Origin of the sequence: Nonomuraea sp. NPDC050536, from assembly GCF_044457685.1 — a bacterium.
Lineage (GTDB): Bacteria > Actinomycetota > Actinomycetes > Streptosporangiales > Streptosporangiaceae > Nonomuraea.
Genome location: NZ_JBITHD010000010.1, coordinates 266,283 through 282,835 on the forward strand (window position 1 = coordinate 266,283; position 16,553 = coordinate 282,835).

Annotated in this window: 22 protein-coding genes; 12 read left to right on the forward strand and 10 right to left on the reverse strand. The window is 71.8% G+C overall.

What is annotated here, in order from left to right; all coding sequences use genetic code 11:
• Positions 1-7: 7 nt before the first annotated feature.
• Genes ACIBHX_RS27640 through ACIBHX_RS27650 form a run of 3 tightly spaced genes read left to right on the forward strand, consistent with a single transcriptional unit; the run spans position 8 to position 2,360 of the window.
• The gene (locus ACIBHX_RS27640) at positions 8-787 is read left to right on the forward strand and encodes an SDR family oxidoreductase (RefSeq protein ID WP_397070174.1); all 780 of its coding nucleotides are present in this window, start codon (positions 8-10) and stop codon (positions 785-787) included.
• Between the two features lie 44 nt (positions 788-831).
• Positions 832-1,170, forward strand: a complete 339-nt coding sequence (locus ACIBHX_RS27645) for a YciI family protein (protein WP_397070268.1) — start codon at positions 832-834, stop codon at positions 1,168-1,170.
• The gene (locus ACIBHX_RS27650) at positions 1,167-2,360 is read left to right on the forward strand and encodes an RNA polymerase sigma factor (RefSeq protein ID WP_397070175.1); all 1,194 of its coding nucleotides are present in this window, start codon (positions 1,167-1,169) and stop codon (positions 2,358-2,360) included. Before ACIBHX_RS27645 ends, ACIBHX_RS27650 begins: the two co-directional genes overlap by 4 nt.
• Here ACIBHX_RS27650 and ACIBHX_RS27655 read toward each other — a convergent pair.
• A complete protein-coding gene (locus ACIBHX_RS27655; protein ID WP_397070176.1) occupies positions 2,357-2,887 on the reverse strand; it encodes a CGNR zinc finger domain-containing protein in 531 nt (176 codons plus the stop codon). The two genes, ACIBHX_RS27650 and ACIBHX_RS27655, sit on opposite strands and share 4 nt — an antisense overlap.
• A 29-nt stretch (positions 2,888-2,916) precedes the next feature.
• On the opposite strand from ACIBHX_RS27655, the gene ACIBHX_RS27660 reads away from it, so the two are divergent.
• Entirely contained in the window at positions 2,917-3,798 is an 882-nt protein-coding gene (locus ACIBHX_RS27660) for an arginase family protein (RefSeq protein ID WP_397070177.1), read from the forward strand.
• Here ACIBHX_RS27660 and ACIBHX_RS27665 read toward each other — a convergent pair.
• Positions 3,773-5,083 (reverse strand): DUF4434 domain-containing protein, encoded by a 1,311-nt coding sequence (locus ACIBHX_RS27665; protein ID WP_397070178.1) that lies wholly within the window; start codon positions 5,081-5,083, stop codon positions 3,773-3,775. The genes ACIBHX_RS27660 and ACIBHX_RS27665 overlap by 26 nt on opposite strands.
• Positions 5,084-5,285: 202 nt before the next feature.
• Here ACIBHX_RS27665 and ACIBHX_RS27670 point away from each other — a divergent pair, with 202 nt between their 5' ends.
• Both ACIBHX_RS27670 and ACIBHX_RS27675 read left to right on the forward strand, forming a co-directional pair.
• Positions 5,286-7,106, forward strand: a complete 1,821-nt coding sequence (locus tag ACIBHX_RS27670; RefSeq protein WP_397070179.1) for a hypothetical protein — start codon at positions 5,286-5,288, stop codon at positions 7,104-7,106.
• Positions 7,107-7,141: 35 nt separating this feature from the next.
• Positions 7,142-8,404 (forward strand): hydroxyacid-oxoacid transhydrogenase, encoded by a 1,263-nt coding sequence (locus tag ACIBHX_RS27675; protein ID WP_397070180.1) that lies wholly within the window; start codon positions 7,142-7,144, stop codon positions 8,402-8,404.
• Here ACIBHX_RS27675 and ACIBHX_RS27680 read toward each other — a convergent pair whose 3' ends face one another.
• Positions 8,405-8,863 (reverse strand): VOC family protein, encoded by a 459-nt coding sequence (locus tag ACIBHX_RS27680; RefSeq protein WP_397070181.1) that lies wholly within the window; start codon positions 8,861-8,863, stop codon positions 8,405-8,407. It abuts the gene before it with no gap.
• Positions 8,864-8,995: 132 nt separating this feature from the next.
• Here ACIBHX_RS27680 and ACIBHX_RS27685 point away from each other — a divergent pair, with 132 nt between their 5' ends.
• Positions 8,996-9,559, forward strand: a complete 564-nt coding sequence (locus ACIBHX_RS27685; protein ID WP_397070182.1) for a TetR/AcrR family transcriptional regulator — start codon at positions 8,996-8,998, stop codon at positions 9,557-9,559.
• A 7-nt stretch (positions 9,560-9,566) separates the two neighbouring features.
• On the opposite strand, the gene ACIBHX_RS27690 is transcribed toward ACIBHX_RS27685, so the two are convergent.
• Entirely contained in the window at positions 9,567-10,136 is a 570-nt protein-coding gene (locus ACIBHX_RS27690; RefSeq protein ID WP_397070183.1) for a TetR/AcrR family transcriptional regulator, read from the reverse strand.
• Positions 10,137-10,228: 92 nt separating this feature from the next.
• Between ACIBHX_RS27690 and ACIBHX_RS27695 the strand changes: the two genes are divergently transcribed.
• The gene (locus ACIBHX_RS27695; protein ID WP_397070184.1) at positions 10,229-10,603 is read left to right on the forward strand and encodes a DUF4267 domain-containing protein; all 375 of its coding nucleotides are present in this window, start codon (positions 10,229-10,231) and stop codon (positions 10,601-10,603) included.
• 41 nt (positions 10,604-10,644) lie between these two features.
• Here ACIBHX_RS27695 and ACIBHX_RS27700 read toward each other — a convergent pair whose 3' ends face one another.
• A complete protein-coding gene (locus ACIBHX_RS27700; protein ID WP_397070185.1) occupies positions 10,645-11,025 on the reverse strand; it encodes a VOC family protein in 381 nt (126 codons plus the stop codon).
• 13 nt (positions 11,026-11,038) lie between these two features.
• A complete protein-coding gene (locus ACIBHX_RS27705; protein ID WP_397070186.1) occupies positions 11,039-11,473 on the reverse strand; it encodes an Lrp/AsnC family transcriptional regulator in 435 nt (144 codons plus the stop codon).
• A 55-nt stretch (positions 11,474-11,528) separates the two neighbouring features.
• Here ACIBHX_RS27705 and ACIBHX_RS27710 point away from each other — a divergent pair, with 55 nt between their 5' ends.
• Positions 11,529-12,410 carry an SMP-30/gluconolactonase/LRE family protein gene (locus tag ACIBHX_RS27710; RefSeq protein WP_397070187.1) on the forward strand — a complete coding sequence of 294 codons (882 nt, stop codon included), beginning with the start codon at positions 11,529-11,531 and terminating at the stop codon, positions 12,408-12,410.
• Here ACIBHX_RS27710 and ACIBHX_RS27715 read toward each other — a convergent pair.
• From ACIBHX_RS27715 to ACIBHX_RS27725, 3 genes are read right to left on the reverse strand one after another with little or no spacing between them, the layout of a single operon-like run.
• Complete coding sequence (locus tag ACIBHX_RS27715) at positions 12,377-12,979, reverse strand: dihydrofolate reductase family protein (RefSeq protein ID WP_397070188.1); 603 nt, start codon at positions 12,977-12,979, stop codon at positions 12,377-12,379. The genes ACIBHX_RS27710 and ACIBHX_RS27715 overlap by 34 nt on opposite strands.
• Positions 12,976-13,425 carry an SRPBCC domain-containing protein gene (locus ACIBHX_RS27720; protein WP_397070189.1) on the reverse strand — a complete coding sequence of 150 codons (450 nt, stop codon included), beginning with the start codon at positions 13,423-13,425 and terminating at the stop codon, positions 12,976-12,978. The genes ACIBHX_RS27715 and ACIBHX_RS27720 overlap by 4 nt, the downstream gene beginning before the upstream one ends.
• A complete protein-coding gene (locus ACIBHX_RS27725) occupies positions 13,422-13,766 on the reverse strand; it encodes an ArsR/SmtB family transcription factor (protein WP_397070190.1) in 345 nt (114 codons plus the stop codon). The genes ACIBHX_RS27720 and ACIBHX_RS27725 overlap by 4 nt, the downstream gene beginning before the upstream one ends.
• Positions 13,767-13,851: 85 nt before the next feature.
• Between ACIBHX_RS27725 and ACIBHX_RS27730 the strand changes: the two genes are divergently transcribed.
• Positions 13,852-14,253 (forward strand): nuclear transport factor 2 family protein, encoded by a 402-nt coding sequence (locus ACIBHX_RS27730; protein ID WP_397070191.1) that lies wholly within the window; start codon positions 13,852-13,854, stop codon positions 14,251-14,253.
• Here ACIBHX_RS27730 and ACIBHX_RS27735 read toward each other — a convergent pair.
• On the reverse strand, positions 14,242-15,180 hold the full coding sequence (locus tag ACIBHX_RS27735; RefSeq protein ID WP_397070192.1) for an AsnC family transcriptional regulator: 939 nt from the start codon (positions 15,178-15,180) through the stop codon (positions 14,242-14,244). The genes ACIBHX_RS27730 and ACIBHX_RS27735 overlap by 12 nt on opposite strands.
• Positions 15,181-15,266: 86 nt before the next feature.
• On the opposite strand from ACIBHX_RS27735, the gene ACIBHX_RS27740 reads away from it, so the two are divergent.
• Positions 15,267-16,130, forward strand: coding sequence for an NAD(P)H-binding protein (locus tag ACIBHX_RS27740; protein WP_397070193.1), 864 nt, complete (start codon positions 15,267-15,269; stop codon positions 16,128-16,130).
• Complete coding sequence (locus ACIBHX_RS27745; protein WP_397070195.1) at positions 16,127-16,546, forward strand: helix-turn-helix transcriptional regulator; 420 nt, start codon at positions 16,127-16,129, stop codon at positions 16,544-16,546. Before ACIBHX_RS27740 ends, ACIBHX_RS27745 begins: the two co-directional genes overlap by 4 nt.
• Positions 16,547-16,553: the final 7 nt, after the last annotated feature.

Consider the following 16,553-nt stretch of genomic DNA (forward strand, 5'->3'; position numbering starts at 1 on the left):
GCGTCGCATGCAGGTGCGGGACAAGGTCGTGGTCGTCACGGGCGCGGCCGGCGGGATCGGGCGGGCCATGGCGCTCAGGTTCGCCGCCGAGGGCGCCACAGGGGTGGTCGTCGCGGACGTGGACGAGGCGGGCGCCAGGGCGGTGGCCAAGGAGATCGGTGACCGCGCGGCAGCCGTACGGGCCGACGTGTCGCGGGAGGAGGAGGTCGCCGCGCTGGCCGAGACGCCGTTCGGGCCGGTCGACCTGTTCTGCTCCAACGCCGGGGTGATCGGCGGGCACGGGCTCGACGCCCCCGCCGAGGAGTGGGACCGGCTCCTCGGCGTCAACCTGATGGCCCACGTGTACGCGGCCAGGGCGGTCGTGCCCTCCATGGTCGCGCGCGGCGGCGGCTACCTGCTCAACACCTGCTCGGCGGCCGGGCTGATCAGCTGTCCCGGCGACGCGCCGTACGCGGTGACCAAGGCGGCGGCCATCTCCTTCGCCGAGTGGCTCTCGATCCACTACGCGCCCCAGGGCGTCAAGGTCAGTGTGCTGTGCCCGCAGGGCGTGCGCACGAACATGCTGGCCAAGGGCCTGGCGGAGGATCACGTGACGGCCCGCGCGGTGGGCGCGTCGGGCGCGATCCTGGAGCCGGAGGCCGTGGCGCAGGCCGTGGTCGACGGCCTGGACGCCGAGCGCTTCCACATCTTCCCGCACCCGGAGGTGGCCGAGTTCACCCGGCGCAAGGCCGAGGACCCCGACCGCTGGCTGGCCGGCATGGCCCGCTTCGTGGCAGGCCTGTCATGAAGGGCTGAGTGTCGATCCGCGGGCATCCTGTTCGTGTGAAGGACATGAAGGACTACATGCTCAGCATCGTCCAGCCCGACGGCGACCCGCCCCCGCCGGAGGTACTGGACCCGATCCTGCGCGACCTGGCGGTGCTCAACCAGGAGATGCGGGACCGGGGCGTGTGGGTGTTCGGCGCCGGACTGCACGACGTCAGCACGGCCACCCTCCTGCGCCCGAAGGACGGTGACGTGCTGATCACCGACGGCCCGTTCGCCGAGGGCAAGGAGCACCTGGGCGGCTTCATGATCATCCGGGTGGAGGATCTGGACGCCGCGCTCGACTGGGGCCGCCGCCTGTCGCTGCTGCTCGGCCTGCCGGTCGAGGTGCGTCCCTGCGCATGACCGGCATCGAGCGGGTCTTCCGCGAGGAGTACGGCAGGGCGGTGGCGGTCCTGGTGCGCTACTTCGGCGACATCGACGTGGCCGAGGAGGCGGTCCAGGACGCCTTCGCCGTGGCCGTCAGGAAGTGGCCGCAGGACGGGATGCCGCCGAGCCCGGCGGGCTGGATCATCACCACGGCCAGGAACCGCGGGATCGACCGGCTGCGCCGCGAGTCGGCGCGCGAGGAGAAGCACGCCCAGGCCGTCCTGCTGCAAGCCTCCGATGACCCGCCCGAGGAGGGCCCCGTGCGCGACGACCGGCTGCGCCTGATCTTCACCTGCTGCCATCCGGCGCTGGCCATGAGCGCGCAGGTCGCGCTGACGCTGCGGCTGCTCGGCGGGCTGAGCACGCCCGAGATCGCACGGGCGTTCCTGGTGCCGGAGCCGACCATGGCCCAGCGCCTGGTCAGGGCCAAGGGCAAGATCCGCGACGCGCGCATCCCGTACCGGGTGCCGAGGGAGCCGGACCTGCCCGACCGCCTGCGGGCGGTGCTGGCCGTGGTCTACCTGATCTTCAACGAGGGCTACACGGCCAGCTCGGGCGACCGGCTGGCCCGCGAGAACCTGTGCGTGGAGGCCGTCAGGCTCGGCCGGTTGCTCGCCGAGCTGATGCCAGACGAGCCCGAGGTCATGGGGCTGCTCGCGCTGATGCTGCTCGTCGAGGCGCGCCGGGCCGCGCGTACGGACGCCCGGGGCGAGCTGGTGCTGCTGGCGGACCAGGACCGCGCGCTGTGGGACGCGGCTCTGGTCGCCGAGGGCAGGGATCTGGTGCGCCGGTGCCTGCGGCGCGACGCGCCCGGGCCGTACCAGATCCAGGCGGCGATCAACGCGGTGCACACCGACCCCGTGACGGACTGGCGGCAGATCGTCCGGCTCTACGACCAGCTCATGGCCTTCACCCCGACCCCGATCGTGGCGCTGAACAGGGCGGTCGCCGTCGCGGAGGTCGACGGCCCGGCGGCGGCGTTCGAGCTCGTCGACGGGCTCGACCTCGACCGCTACCACCTCTTCCACGCCGTCCGCGCCGACCTGCTGCGCCGCCTGGGCAGGGATGCCGAGGCCGCCCGGTCCTACGACGCGGCGCTGGCCCGTACGGAGAACGCGGCCGAGCAGGCGTTCCTGCGCCGCAGAAGAGCCGAGCTCACCGCCTAGTGGGCCGTGCGGTGGCGGGCGCGGGAGGCGGCGGCGTGCGCGCGGTTGGCGCAGCGGGTCGAGCAGAACTGGCGCAGGCCGGGGCGGCTGCGGTCCACGAAGGCGTCCGTGCACGGGTCGGCCGCGCACAGGCGCAGGCGTTCCCAGTCGCCGGCCGCCGCCAGGTCGAGCAGCTCGGCCACGGCGCGGACCGCCAGCCGTACCGGAAGCTCCGCCCCCGCGGGGGCGGCGAGGCGGAGCGTGGGCAGGCCCGACTCGTCCACCACCGCCGCCTGCCCGGGCAGCGCGGCGGTCCAGGACGCCAGCGCCGCCGTCCGCTCGGAAGGGGCGCACGCGAGCACCTCGCGCAGGCGCGAGCGCACTTCCCTGACGCCGTCGAGATCGAGACCGCCGGGCGGCTCCCCCAGCTCATCGCAGAAGGCGCGCAGCGCTTCCGGGGAGGCAAGCCGCTCGGGCTCGGTCAGGAACGGGTCCCAGGTGTTGGCCAGGTCGATCGCCACCAACCCCGTGTCCGCGTATTGGCGCATCCCGTCTCCCTCCTGCTAGCGTCACGACTATGAGCACTATAACCCCTGACAGGAAGTACGCGGTCCTGGACGCGCCCTCGAACCTGGGCCTGCGGCCGCCCGCGCCCGACACGGTGCCCGGCTGCTACAAGGCGCCGTGGGCGCTGCGGGAGGCGGGACTGGTCGAAAGGCTCGGCGCGAGGGACGCGGGGTCGCTGGTGCCGCCGCGGTACGTGGCCACCTGGAAGCCGGGTGACGGGGTGCGCAACGGTCCCGCGATCGCCGCCTACGCGCGCAGGCTGGCGGAGCGGGTGACCGAGCTCAGGGCGGCGGGGGACTTCCCCGTGCTGCTCGGCGGCGACTGCTCGATCCTGCTCGGCCCGGCGCTCGCGCTGCGCAAGCAGGGCCGCTTCGGGCTGGCCTACCTGGACGCGCACAGCGACTTCCGCCACCTGGGCAACTCGCCGCACGTCGGCTCGGCGGCCGGAGAGGACGTGGCGCTCGCCACCGGGCGCGGCGACGGCTACCTGGTGGACATCGACGGGCTCAAGCCGTACGTCAAGGACGAGGACGTGATCCTGCTCGGCGTCCGCGACGAGGAGGACCTGGGCGACCACGACGGCGTGCTCACCCACGTGACCAGCGCCGAGATCGGCCGCGCGGTGGAAGCCACCGAGAAGGTCATGGCCGGGCTCGACGGCTTCTGGATCCACATGGACGCCGACATCCTCGACCCCTCCGTGCTGAGCGCGGTCGACTCGCCCACACCGGGCGGCCTCGACCGGGCACAGGCGGTCGAGGTGCTGCGCGGCCTGCTGGCGCTGCCCGGCGCGGCCGGCATCGAGGTGACGATCTACGACCCGGACCTGGATGAGGACGGCTCCCAGGCGGCCGTGCTCGCCGACATCATCGTGGCAGCGCTGACCGGCTGACGATGTCGTCGGCCACCGAGGGCCTGCCGACGCCCGGCTGGCAGGTCATGAACGGATCCCAGCCATAGGAGATGATCTTGGAGACGTACGGCCTGGCCGCCTCGATCTGGCGGTCCAGGCGCGCCTTCGTCGGCCGCCCGCGCAGCGGCAACGGGTCGGCCCTGCCACAGTCGCCGGGCACGGGGGTGGGCTCGAACGCCTCGATGTTGGCCCACAGCTCGACTCCCGGCGGGACCGCCCGGGCGGCGGCCGCGTAGTAGTCACCGGTCGAGCCGTAGTACGCCTGCCGGTTCGTGACGTTTCCCACGATGGGGGCGACGCGCGGATCGACGCCGGCATCCGCTTCCGCGGGGCCGTACACCCCGACCTTGCCCGTGCCGCGACCGTCCTGGACCGCGACGACCATCGGCAGCCCGGCCCTGGTGCCGGCGAGCTCGGCGAGCCCCTCGCCCACCTGCTCGGGCGGGAAGCCGGGCCCCCTGCGCGCGTCGATGTACGGGCTGACCAGCAGCCTGGTGCCGGGCAGCGCCGCGGCCACCTGGGCGTGCTGCGCCCGGTACAGCCCGATCGTGGGGTCCTTGGCCGGCCGCGCCTTCACCGTCAGCTCGAAGGACTGGTACACCCCCGCGAACGCCTTCACCCCGGCGAAGCGCTGCCGGTAGTCGGCCAGCACCCGCCCGGTGAACGCCGCCACGGCCGAGGTGTGGCGCGGATCGGGCAGCCACGGCTTGGCCGGGTCCTGCGGCGCCGCGGGCAGGCCCGGATACACCTTCATGCCGTAGCCGTCCGCCTCGGCCATCAGGTTGCCGAGCCCGTCGCCGTCGGAGACCACCAGGACCAGGTCGACAGGCCCCTTCGTGCACGAGTGGCCGAGCAGCAACTGGTAGTAGGTCCGCCCGGCCGTCTGGAAGCGCCGCTCCCCCGGGCACCGCAGCAACCCCGGCCCGAACTGCTCGCTGGTGACGTAGGTGTAGACCCGCCGGACCTTCCGCCCGACCTGGTAGCACCCCGGGCAGTCCACCTCGGGATCGCGCCCGGGCGCCAGCCGCGCCCCGAACGTGACGAGCGTGTCACCGCCGATGCGGTGGATCGCCTCGACCGTGCGCCGCGTCACGCACCGGTCGGAGCGCGGCACCAGCCAGTAGCCGGTGATCGCGTACGGCACGGCCACCCGGGTGTCGCGGGGTCCGCAAGCGTCGTCGCCCGCCGCGGGCCGCGTCACGGCCTCGGGAACGGCGGCGACGATCAACGCCGCGGCAGCCGCGACCACCCGCAGGCCCTTCAACCCGTGTCCCCCCAGGTCTGGTGACTGCCCTCACCCTAACCGCTCGCGCCGGGCCGCGTAGAGATCGTCGACGGCGGGAAAGGGCGCCGGGCGTCAGGTTGGCGGGGACTCATCCGATGTCTTTTCGCATGCCGTACGAAATGAACCGGTAAGGGGGACAGATCCGTATTCTCGAACGGGGGCCGCCGGGGGTAGATGCCGAGTGAGCACGAGCACGAGCACGATCGCGTCCGGGGAACGCGCGCTGTACGTCGACGGCGACATACACAGCGGCAGGCGCTGCTTCGACAGCGCCTACCGCGAGGCGGAGCGTTCCGGTGACGCGCCTGAGATGGCGCGGGCCGCGCTGGGGCTGGGCGGGTTATGGGTGCATGAGCACCGCACGGCGGCCGAGGCCGCCATGGTCCGGCTGCGCCAGCGCGAGGCCTTGGCGCGCGTCGATCCCGCCTCGCCGCTGGCTCTCAGGCTGCGGGTACGGCTGGCCGCCGAGGCCGACTACCGAACGGGCGGGTACGACCAGTCGCTGGCCCTGCTCGGCAAGGCCCGAGACGCCGGAGACCCGGTGGCGCTGGCCGAGGCGCTGAGCCTAGCGCACCACTGCGTGCTCGGACCCGAGCACGGCGCGCTCAGGCTGGAGCTGGCCGCCGAGCTGATCGCGGAGGGGTCCAGGACCGGCCGGCGCAGCGACCTGCTGATGGGCCTGCTCTGGAACACCGTGGACCTCTTCCTGGTCGGCGACCCGCACGCCGAGCGGAGCCTGGGCGAGCTGCGCGGCCTGCTGAAGGGCCACGACCACCTGGCGGTCGGATTCGTGCTGAGCGCGATCGACGTCATGCTCAGCATCAGGGCAGGCCGCTTCGAAGAGGCCGAGGCGCTGGCCGCCGACTGTGCCGAGCGCGGCACCGCGGCCGGCGACGTCGACGCGACCGGCTGGTACGCGGTGCAGCTCGCCACGATCCGCTGGTACCAGGGACGGATAGGCGAGCTGGCGCCGGCGCTGGTCGAGCTGGCGGGCACACCGGTGCTGAGCGCGGTGGACAACTCGGTGTACGCGGGGCTGGCGGTGGCCGCGGCCACGGCGGGCGACCGGCGGCTCGCCGAGAGCATGCTGGCCCGGTTACGCGGCAGGGACCTGGCGGAGCTGCCGCACTCCAGCAGCTGGCTGATGTCGATGTACGCGATCGCGGAGGCGGCCGCGCTGCTGGGCGACGCGGTGACCGCGGAGCAGGTGTACCGGCTGCTGCTGCCGTACGCGGGAATGCCGGTCATCGCCAGCCTGGGCGCGGCCTGCTACGGCTCGACCTGGCACACCCTCGGCATGGCCGCGCTGACGATGGGCGACGTGGAACGTGCCATCGGCCATCTGGAGGCCGCGGTGCACGACAACCTGGCGTTCGGCCACTGGCCCGCCGTGGTGCTGTCGCGCTACCGGCTGGCCGAGGCGTACGCGCTGCGGCACGGCTCGCACGACGGCCGGGCCAGGCACGAGCTGGCCAGGGCCGAGCGGGACGCCGACGCGCTCGGCATGACGCTGCCGTGCGCGAGCCGCCAGGTGGCGATGGCGCGCGCCGGCCGCCAGTGGCGGGTCGAGCTGCACGGGCGCGGCACGCTGGTCGACCACAGCGTCGGCATGGGATACCTGGCGACGCTGCTTGCCAACCCCGGACAGGAGATCCCGGCGGCCGAGCTGGCGGGAAATCCGCACGCGGACCCGGCCCGGCAGCCCGTGCTGGACGAGGAGGCGCGGCGCAGCTACCGGCGGCGGCTCGAGCAGCTGGACGAGCTGCCGCGCTCGGAGGCGGTGGAGGCGGAGCGCGACTGGCTGCTCGCCGAGCTGGCCGCCGCGACCGGGCTGGGCGGGCGGGACAGGCAGTTCGCCGGGAACGACGAGCGGGCCAGGATCGCGGTCGGCAAGGCGATCAGGCGTGCCGTCGACCGCATCGCCGCGGCCGACCGGACGATCGGCGACCACCTGCGCGCCACGATCCACACCGGCGTCCGCTGCTCCTACGGCCCGGGCTAGCCCGTGCCGCCGTACAACGTGATAGATCCGTGTAGGTGGAATCCGTCTTCACCTACGGGGCTCCTGCGCTCAAGTTCGGCCCCGGCGCCTCGGCCGAGGTGGGCTACGACCTGTCCCAGTACGGCGTGCGGCGCGCGCTCGTCGTCACCGATCCCGGCGTCGCCGCCACCGGGCACCCGCAGCGCATCGCCGGTCAGCTGGCCGAGTACGGCATCGAGGCGGCCGTCTTCGACCGCGTGCACGTCGAGCCCACCGACGACAGCATGCGCGAGGCCATCGAGCACGCCCGCGCCACCAGCCCGTGGGACGCCTTCGTGGCGGTCGGCGGCGGGTCCAGCATCGACACGGCCAAGGCCGTGAACCTGCTGACCACGAACCCGGGCGAGCTGATCGACTACGTCAACGTCCCCGTCGGCGGCGGCCGCGCGCCTTCCGAGCCGCTCAAACCGCTGGTCGCGGTCCCGACCACCACGGGCACCGGCGCCGAGAGCACCACGGTCTGCGTGCTCGACGTGCTCTCGCTCAAGGTCAAGTCGGGCATCAGCCACGTACGGCTGCGCCCCGTCCTGGCCGTGGTCGACCCGGACCTCACACTCAGCCAGCCCGCCGGTGTGACGGCCGCCGCCGGGATGGACATCCTGTGCCACGCGCTGGAGAGCTACACCGCCAAGCCGTACACCGCGTTCGAGCGCAAGCGGCCCGAGCAGCGCGTGCCGTACTGCGGGAGCAACCCGGTCGCGGACATGTGGGCCGAGCGGGCGCTCGGACTGCTGGCGACCTCGTTCAGGGAGGCGGTGCGCGACGGGAGCGACGTGCGGGCGCGCGGCAACATGGCCCTGGCCGCCACGTTCGCCGGGCTCGGCTTCGGCAACGCCGGCGTGCACATCCCGCACGCGAACGCCTACCCGATCGCCGGGCGGGTGCGCGACTTCCATCCCGACGGCTATCCGGCGGGCGAGCCGATGGTGCCGCACGGCATGGCGGTGGCGCTCACGGCGCCGGAGTCGTTCCGCTTCACCTTCGACGCCGCTCCCGAGCGGCACCTGCGAGCGGCCGCACTGCTGGATCCCGGCTCCGCGCAGGACGAGCCGGCCGAGCGGCTGCCGTCGGCGCTGACCCGGCTGATGCGCGACATCGGGCTGCCGAACGGCATCGGCGGCGTCGGCTACACCGAGTCCGACATCCCCGACCTGGTGGAGGGCACGCTCAAGCAGCAGCGCCTGCTGGCCACCGCGCCCAAGCCGGTGGGCCAGGAGGAAGCGGCGGGCATCCTGCGCCGCTCCCTCCGTAACTGGTGATCAGCCCCGCGCCGCGTCCTCGAGCGCCTTCACGTCGATCTTGGTCATGGTGTGCATGGCCTGCATCGCGCGCTGTGCCCTGGCCGGGTCGGGGTCGCTCATCAGCCTGGGCAGCGCCTTCGGGATGATCTGCCACGACACCCCGTACTTGTCGGTGAGCCAGCCGCAGGGGCCCTCCTTCCCTCCGTCGGCGGTCAGCGCTCCCCAGAGCCGGTCGACCTCCTCCTGGTCCTCGCAGTCCACGAAGAGGGAGATCGCGTCACTGAAGTCGTGGCCGGGCCCGCCGTTGAGCGCCAGGTAGCGCTGCCCGGCCAGCTCGAAGGCGACCATCATGGCGGGGCCGCCCTCGCCCTGCCGGTGCACCTCCACGATCTTGGAGTCCTCGAACAGCGAGGTGTAGAGCGCGGCGGCCTCCTCGGCTTGGTTGTCGAACCACAGGTAAGTCGTGATCTTCTGCATGTCGTCCTCCGTGTCGGATCGTGGTCTCGCTAACGCGTCGAACGGCTCGACACCGGTTCGACACCCAGTTTCAAGATTTTTCTGCCGTACGGGGCTCGCATTTGGAGACGCACCGTTGCGTATGATCGGGTCATGGTGGGACGCCCGCGAGACCCGGCCGTGGATGAGGCCATCCGGGTGGCCGCGCTGGAGATGGTCCGCGAATGCGGCTACCGGGGCGTGTCGATGGAGGGCATCGCGGCCCGCAGCGGGGTGTCCAAGCAGGCCATCTACCGGCGCTACCGATCCAAGGGCGAGATCATCCTGGACGTCCTGATCGACACGGCCGGGCACGTGCCCGTGCCCGACACGGGCACGCTCCGGGGCGACCTCGAGGAGCTGCTCACGGTCACCTTCGCCGCCCAGCGCGACGTCACAGGGATGCTGAACCGGGCGCTGGTGACGGAGGCCCTGCAGGACCCGGATTTCGCCAAGCAGCTCTGGGACCGCCTCATCGTTCACCGCCGCGCCCTCGTCCGCGATCTGCTCACCCGCGCCCGCGGCCGCGGCGAGATCACCCGGGACGTGGACGACGACGCACTCACGGACCTCGTCTTCGGCCCCATGTGGTACCGGCTGATCTTCGAGCACGCCCCCCTCGACGACGCCTACGCCCGCACCCTGGCCCGAGCCGTCACCCACGCCGCCACCGCGTAGAGGGGCGTCAGAGAAAGCGTTCGACGAGGAGGGCGACGCGGTCGTCGTGGTGTTCGCGGCGCAGGCGGCCGCTGCGGGTGAGGGCGAGCAGGCCGTGCAGGCCCGCCCAGTACGTCTCCGTGAGCAGGTCGAGCTGCTCCTCGCGCACCAGCGGCCGCAGGCTCTCGCGCAGCTGGGCGAACCCGTCGTGCAGCGCCGGCGGCGCCTCGGGGCTGGCGAACGGCAGGTCGACGGCGTGGATGAACATGGCGTCGTAGAGCGCGGGCCGCCGCTCGGCGAACTCGACGTAGGCCGCCCCCACGTCGGCCAGCGCCTGCCGCGGATCGGGCGCGGCGGTACGTGCCGTACGCAGGGCGTCCGCCAGGTCGGCGAAGCCCTCGAGGGCGACCGCGGCCATGATGGCGTCCTTGCCCGAGAAATGGCTGTAGAGGACGGGCTGGCTGTACTCGATCTCGGCCGCGAGGCGGCGCGTGGTGACGGCGTCCCACCCCTCGGCCTCGGCGAGCTCCCGGGCCGCCGTGATGATCAACCGCTCTCGCTCTGCTCGCTCGCGCTCCTTGCGCGTCTGGATCGACATGATTGAAATCCTAGCACCGCTAGTGCTCCTGTCGCGGCTATGTTAGTGTCGTTCTCGTTCCTAGCGCTGCTAGCAATCTTGAGGAGACCGCCATGTTGACCGTCATCGCCTATGGACTCGCCGTCGTACTGAACCTCCTGGTCCTGTTCATCGGCGCGCGCTTCCTGCTGGCGCCCGAGGCCGCCGCCACCGGGTACGGTGTGCCCGCCAAGAAGGACGGGGAAGCCGGCGCGTACCTGACGATCAAGGGGTCGCGCGACGCCAGCTACGGCGTGCTGGGCCTGGCGCTGCTCGCCTTCGCCGGCCCCAGTGCCGCAGCCTGGTTCATGCTGATCGTGGCGCTGAACCCGATCTTCGACACCTTCATCGTGCTGCGCCACGGCGGCGCCAAGGCCGTCGCCTTCGGCATCCACTTCGCCACCGCCGTGACCGTGCTGATCAGCGCCGCCCTGCTCTTCCTGGTCTGACACCCCGAATTCGAGGCCCCGGCCATCCACGGCCGGGGCCTTCACGTGTAGCTACTGAGCTCGATCAGGTTGCCGTCAGGGTCCCGGATGTAGACGCTGGTGATGGGGCCGGTGGCGCCCGTCCGCTCGACCGGCCCCTCCTCGATCGGGACGCCCACGCGGGACAGCTGGGCGATCACGTCACCGAGGGGCTCGGTGACGATGAAACAGAGGTCGGCACTGCCGGGCGTGGGACGCAGGGCCTTGGGATCGAACTCGTGGCCCGCCACGTGCAGATTGATCTTGCTGTGGCCGAACTCCAGCGCCGTACGCCCGCCACGGAAGGTCGTCGCGGTCATCCCCAGCACCCGCGTGTAGAAGCCAACCGTGGCTTCCAGGTCGGCGACTGTGAGGACCAGGTGGTCGAGCCGATCGATGCGCATACCGAAAATCCCCTCAAGGTTGGACGGGACGCTCGAAGAACGTCTCGAGGACCACCACGGCCTCGGTCCCGGTCACCCCGGCGATGTCGTAGATCCGGCGCAACACGTCCTGCAACTGCTCCGTGGTCGAGGTCCGCACCTTGACCAGCACCGAGGCCGCCCCGGCGATGACGTGCGCCTCCATGATCTCCGGGATCCCCGAGAAGGCGGCCCCCGAGTCCCCCATCCACGAGTCGGCGCTGACCAGGACGAAGGCCAGCACCCCCTTGCCCAGCAGGGCGGGGTCCACGTCTACCGTGGAGGCCCGGATGACCCCGCGCTCGCGCAGCTTCCTGACCCGCTCGTGCGCCGCCCCGGCCGACAGGCCCACGGCCTGGCCGAGCGCGGCGTACGGCTGGGCGGCGTCCCGTTGCAGCTCGGCCACCAGAAGCCTGTCAATGTCATCCATGATTTGACCGAATCTCATTTGGCACGGCTAACATAATACCGAAGGAGGTTCAGTCATGGATCGGTTCAAGGCGGAGTTCGAGGTGCTGGACGACAGGTTCGGCTACGACGGCGGCGACGATTACGTGGAGGTGCTGCACCGCGGCAGCCGTAAGACCGAGGGGCCCGTCTACTTCCCCGCCGGCCGCTACCTGGTCTGGAGCGACATCCCGAACGACCGGTTGCTGCGCTGGGACGAGACGACCGGCACCGTGGGCGTCTTCCGCAGCCCGTCCGGCAACGCCAACGGCAACACGCGAGACCGCGAGGGCCGCCTGGTCACCTGCGAGCAGGGCGCCCGCCGGGTGACGCGGACCGAGCACGACGGCTCCATCACCGTGCTGGCCGACAACTACCAGGGCAAGCGGCTCAACAGCCCCAATGACGTGGTGGTCCGCTCGGACGGGACGATCTGGTTCACCGACCCGCGTTACGGGATCACCGGCTACTACGAGGGCAGCCCGGCCGAGAGCGAGATCGGCGGCGACCACGTCTACCGGTTCGACCCCGCAACGGGCGAGCTCGCGATCGTCGCCGACGACTTCGTCCGCCCCAACGGGCTGGCCTTCTCACGGGACGAGAAGCAGCTGTACGTCGTCGACACCAGGAACCGGCACCTGCGGGTCTTCGACGTGACCGCCGACGGCACGCTGTCCGGCGGGAAGGTGTTCGCCGAGGCCTGGTTCGACGGGATCAGGCTCGACTGCTACGGCCGGGTCTGGGCCGCCGCGCTGGACGGCCTGCACTGCTACGACCCCGATGGCACGCTGATCGCCAAGCTGCTGCTGCCGGAGTCGGCGTCCAACCTGACCTTCGGCGGCGCCAAGCGGAACAACCTGTTCATCACCAACTCCGGCGGCGATCTCTACTCGATCCGGGTGACGTTCGCCGGCGCGTAGGTGGCCAGGATCGCGCCGGTGCCTGTCACCTGGCTGTCGACCAGGCGCAGCGAGGCCGGCACGGCATCGGCGAAGAGCCGCTTGCCGCGCCCGAGCACGATCGGGTCGATCACCAGCCGCAGCTCGTCGACCAGCCCGTGGGCGAGCAACGGGCGCACCAGCTCCGTGCTGCCGATCACGAACAGCTCGCCGTCGCCGTCGCGCTTGAGCGCGGTGACGGCCTCGACCAGGTCCCCCTTGAGCAGCATGGAGTTCTGCCACTCCAGCGGCCCGGTCAGCGTGCGCGAGGCCACGTACTTCGGCTTGCTGCTGAGCGGCTCGGAGAGGTCGCGCACCTCGGGCCCGGACGTCGGCCAGTACGCCGCGAACAGCTCGTAGGTCCACCGGCCGAACAGGAACCCGCTCGCGCGGTTCAGACCGGAGACCGTGTGCTCGCGCACGAGGTCGTCCAGGTACTGCGGGTGCCAGCCGCCGTCCGTGAAGCCGTCTCGTGGATCCTCGTCGGGAGAGCTGGGCCCCTGGATGACGCCGTCGAGGCTCATCCACTCGCTCACGGTGATCGTGGTCATGCGCCCGCCTCCGCCACCGTCGCGAGCTTGTCGAGCGTGCCGGCCCAGCCGACGCCGACGTTCGCCGCGATCTCGGGCATCGCGGCGGCCAGCTCCTCCAACTGCTCGTGGACGAGGGTGAGCTCGGTGCCGCCCTCGGGCATCGGGTTCACCGTGATCGTCAGCAACGAGTCGAAGACCGGCCCCTCGGCCCGCTCCGGCCCGACGAACCCCCAGCGGAACACGATCCGCCGATCCTGCTCCTGCTCGAGCACCTCGCACTCGAACCCGCCCGCGTCCCCGTGCCAGATGCTGTAGCGGCTCTGGTCGATCTCCACCCGCGTGACGCTCATCCCCTGGGGCGCCAGCCACTGCCGCACCAGCTCGGGGTCGAGCCAGGCCCGGTACACCCGCTCCGGTGGCGCGGCGATCGTGCGCTCGAGCCGGACCACTGTCGCGTTTCTCATGTTTCCTCCTCATTCTGGGTAGGCGCGGCCACGACGAACGCCTCCAGAGCGTCCAGGCGCTCGGTCCAGTACCGCTCGTAGAACCGCAGCCATGCCTCGGCGGCGGCCAGCGGCGCGGGCAGCAGCCGACACACGTGCCGCCTGCCGGTCACGGTCCGCTGGATCAGCCCCGCGCGCTCCAGCACCTTCAGGTGCTTGGACGCGCCCGCCAATGACATGGACAGCGGCTCGGCCAGCTCCCCCACGGTCAGGTCGCCGGAGGAGAGCCGGTGCACCATCTGCCGCCGCGCCCCGTGTGCCAGCGCGTGGAACACCGCGTCCATGGCCACATCTTCAACCATATGGTTAAGCATTGCGCGACTCGGGAGAATCGTCAACCGATCGGTTGAGCTTTTTCTGTCAGTCCTGCCGGTTAGCGTGTGGCGCGTGGCATTCACCATCGAGGACCGTTTCGCCGTGCACGAGGTGATCTCGATGCACGGGCACCTGTGCGACAGCGGCGAGCTCGACCGGCTGGACGAGGTATTCACCGACGACGTCGTCTACGACATTTCCGATTTCGGGCAGGAGCCCCTGCACGGCGTGGCGGCCATGGCCGAGGCGGGCAGGGCGCTGGGCGACCTGAACCCTGTCGGCCACCACGTGACGAACGTGGTGCTCACCGACATCGCCGCAGACCGGGTGCGCGCCCGTTCCAAGGGCATCGGCGTCATGGCCGACGGCTCGAGCGGAAGCGTGATCTACGAAGACACCGTCGTGCGCCTTTCCCAGGGCTGGCGCATCGCCCATCGCCAGATCCTGGCCCGCAGAAAGCCGTTAGGGAAGTGACCCGATGCGCTTGAGCGTGCGCATGACCGGCGCGGTCTCCATCGTCTGGACGGATTCGAGGGAGGCGACCCGCTCGGTGAGGTAGCGGTAGAGGTCGTCGGTGTCGCGGCAGATCACCTCGGCCATGAGATTCGTCGCTCCGGTGGTGACGCCGACGAACGACACCTCCGGGTGCGTGGCCAGCCGTGCCGCCACGGCGGTCAGCCGGGCCGGCCGTACCGACATCCACAGACGGGCCTGTGCGCGGAAACCGAGCGCGCGCGGGTCGAACTCGAGCTGCACCATCAGCGCGCCCGAGCGTCGCAGCTGGTCGACCCGCCGCCTGACCGTCGACTCCGACCATCCGGTGGAGGCGGCCAGCTCGGGGTAGCCGGTGCGCCCGTCGGTGGCCAGCGCGTCGAGCAGCGCGCGGTCGGCCGCCTCCGTGGTGATCTCGACCTCGGGCACCGGCGTGAAGCGCAGCGCCGCGGCCCGTGACTCCTCCAGGCACGCCAGCCCCGCCCAGCCGCCGGGGACGGCGAAGCCGCGCAGCAGCGAGTGCGCGCTCAGGTCCAGCACCTTGCCCGTGCGCGGCAGCCGGTCGAGCAGCGGCGTCTCGCCGTCGTCGGGGCGGGCCTGGGTGAAGCAGGAGATCTCGGTGCCGCCGGAGAGCAAGTGCACGTAGAAGGTGTCGGTACGGCGGGCCAGCGCGAGCCCGAGCGCCTGCGCGGCGTCGGGCGTCGTGCGCAGCCGGATGGACCACGAGATGTAACCGAGGCGCAGCCCGTCCACGCCGCCCACCACCCTGACGACCCCGGCCGAGCGCAGCTTCCGGTAGCGGCGCGCGACGGTCTGCTCCGACACCTCCAGCACCGCGGCGATCCGGCTGAAGGACGCCCGCCCGTCCAGCTGCAGCGCGTGCACGATGCCACGGTCGACGGAATCCATCAAGCGAGACTACAACCGCGGAGGAATCCGCCAGCGGTGCCGCTCTGGCTGGCGGGCCCCGGCCCTGAGCGGCGAGGCTCGGACGCATGATTCTTGTAACGGGTGCGAGCGGAAACGTCGGCGGCCAGGTGCTGGCCCAGCTCCTGGAGGACGGCATCCACGCCCGCGCGATGACCCGCACGGGCGGGCCCGCGGACTTCCCCGCCGGAGCCGAAGTGGTGCGCGGCGATCTGGCCGATCCGCAGAGCCTGGCGGACTGCGCGCGCGGCATGGACGCGGTCTTCCTGATGTGGCCCTTCCACACGGCCGAGCCGATGCCCGCGATCCGCGAAGTACTGCGGAAGCACGTCAGCCGGGTGGTGCTGCTGTCGTCGGGAGCCGTCCAGGACGGGCCGGCCCCGGCACAGCACGACAACCACGTGGGCCGCTCGCACGCCGAGGTCGAGCGGCTCCTGCGGGACTCGGGCCTGGCCTGGACCGTGCTGCGGCCGAGCACGTTCGCCGCGAACGCGCTGTGGTGGGCGGACCAGATCCGCGCCGGTGACACCGTGGCCGGGCCGTACGGGGCGGTGCCGATGGCGATGCTGCACGAGGCGGACATCGCCGCGGTGGCCGTGCGCGCGCTGACCGAGGAAGGCCACGACCGGGCCCGCTACCGGCTGACAGGGCCGCAGGTGCTGACCCAGGTCGAGCAGGTGCGCGTCATCGGCGAGGCGCTGGGGCGGCCGCTGCGCTGGCAGGAGCTCTCGCGCGAGGAAGCCAGGCAGCGGCTGCTTGCGGACGACTCCTTCCCCGGCTCCTTCGTCGACGTGCTTCTCGACGGCTACGCGAAGATGCTGGACGAGCCGCCCATCGAGCTCACGGACACCGTCGAGCGGGTCACCGGCAGGCCGGCGAGGACCTTCCACGAGTGGGTGCTCGACCACTCCCGTGAGATGCTGGGCGGGTGACACCCGATGATCTGGTCAGGCTGCGGCAGGCCCGCGACCAGATCGACCGCGACTACGCCCAGCCGCTGGACGTGCCGGCGCTGGCGCGCGGCGCGCTCATGTCCTCCGGCCACTTCTCGCGCAGCTTCCGCGCCGCCTTCGACGAGACGCCCTACAGCTACCTGATGACGCGGCGCATCGAGCGGGCCAAGGCGCTGCTGCGGCGTGGCGATCTGAGCGTGACCGAGGTCTGCCTCGAGGTCGGCTGTTCCTCGCTCGGCTCGTTCAGTTCCCGCTTCACCGAGCTGATCGGGGAGACACCCTCCGCCTACCGGGCGCGCGACCACGAGGACGGCGCGGCGATCCCGGCGTGCTTCGCCAAGATCTTCACCCGACCCGTCAGAAACGGAGAAGCCAACCCGGCGGAGCGCTCGTAGTCTGCCG

What these genes read in the sequence shown, in the direction of transcription:
- ACIBHX_RS27640 (WP_397070174.1), top strand. Translation starts at nt 8, where the DNA reads ATGCAGGTGCGGGACAAGGTCGTGGTCGTCACGGGCGCGGCCGGCGGG.
- ACIBHX_RS27645 (WP_397070268.1), top strand. Translation starts at nt 832, where the DNA reads ATGAAGGACTACATGCTCAGCATCGTCCAGCCCGACGGCGACCCGCCC.
- ACIBHX_RS27650 (WP_397070175.1), top strand. Translation starts at nt 1,167, where the DNA reads ATGACCGGCATCGAGCGGGTCTTCCGCGAGGAGTACGGCAGGGCGGTG.
- ACIBHX_RS27655 (WP_397070176.1), bottom strand. Translation starts at nt 2,887, where the DNA reads ATGCGCCAATACGCGGACACGGGGTTGGTGGCGATCGACCTGGCCAAC.
- ACIBHX_RS27660 (WP_397070177.1), top strand. Translation starts at nt 2,917, where the DNA reads ATGAGCACTATAACCCCTGACAGGAAGTACGCGGTCCTGGACGCGCCC.
- ACIBHX_RS27680 (WP_397070181.1), bottom strand. Translation starts at nt 8,863, where the DNA reads ATGCAGAAGATCACGACTTACCTGTGGTTCGACAACCAAGCCGAGGAG.
- ACIBHX_RS27685 (WP_397070182.1), top strand. Translation starts at nt 8,996, where the DNA reads ATGGTGGGACGCCCGCGAGACCCGGCCGTGGATGAGGCCATCCGGGTG.
- ACIBHX_RS27690 (WP_397070183.1), bottom strand. Translation starts at nt 10,136, where the DNA reads ATGTCGATCCAGACGCGCAAGGAGCGCGAGCGAGCAGAGCGAGAGCGG.
- ACIBHX_RS27695 (WP_397070184.1), top strand. Translation starts at nt 10,229, where the DNA reads ATGTTGACCGTCATCGCCTATGGACTCGCCGTCGTACTGAACCTCCTG.
- ACIBHX_RS27700 (WP_397070185.1), bottom strand. Translation starts at nt 11,025, where the DNA reads ATGCGCATCGATCGGCTCGACCACCTGGTCCTCACAGTCGCCGACCTG.
- ACIBHX_RS27705 (WP_397070186.1), bottom strand. Translation starts at nt 11,473, where the DNA reads ATGGATGACATTGACAGGCTTCTGGTGGCCGAGCTGCAACGGGACGCC.
- ACIBHX_RS27710 (WP_397070187.1), top strand. Translation starts at nt 11,529, where the DNA reads ATGGATCGGTTCAAGGCGGAGTTCGAGGTGCTGGACGACAGGTTCGGC.
- ACIBHX_RS27715 (WP_397070188.1), bottom strand. Translation starts at nt 12,979, where the DNA reads ATGACCACGATCACCGTGAGCGAGTGGATGAGCCTCGACGGCGTCATC.
- ACIBHX_RS27720 (WP_397070189.1), bottom strand. Translation starts at nt 13,425, where the DNA reads ATGAGAAACGCGACAGTGGTCCGGCTCGAGCGCACGATCGCCGCGCCA.
- ACIBHX_RS27725 (WP_397070190.1), bottom strand. Translation starts at nt 13,766, where the DNA reads ATGGTTGAAGATGTGGCCATGGACGCGGTGTTCCACGCGCTGGCACAC.
- ACIBHX_RS27735 (WP_397070192.1), bottom strand. Translation starts at nt 15,180, where the DNA reads ATGGATTCCGTCGACCGTGGCATCGTGCACGCGCTGCAGCTGGACGGG.
- ACIBHX_RS27740 (WP_397070193.1), top strand. Translation starts at nt 15,267, where the DNA reads ATGATTCTTGTAACGGGTGCGAGCGGAAACGTCGGCGGCCAGGTGCTG.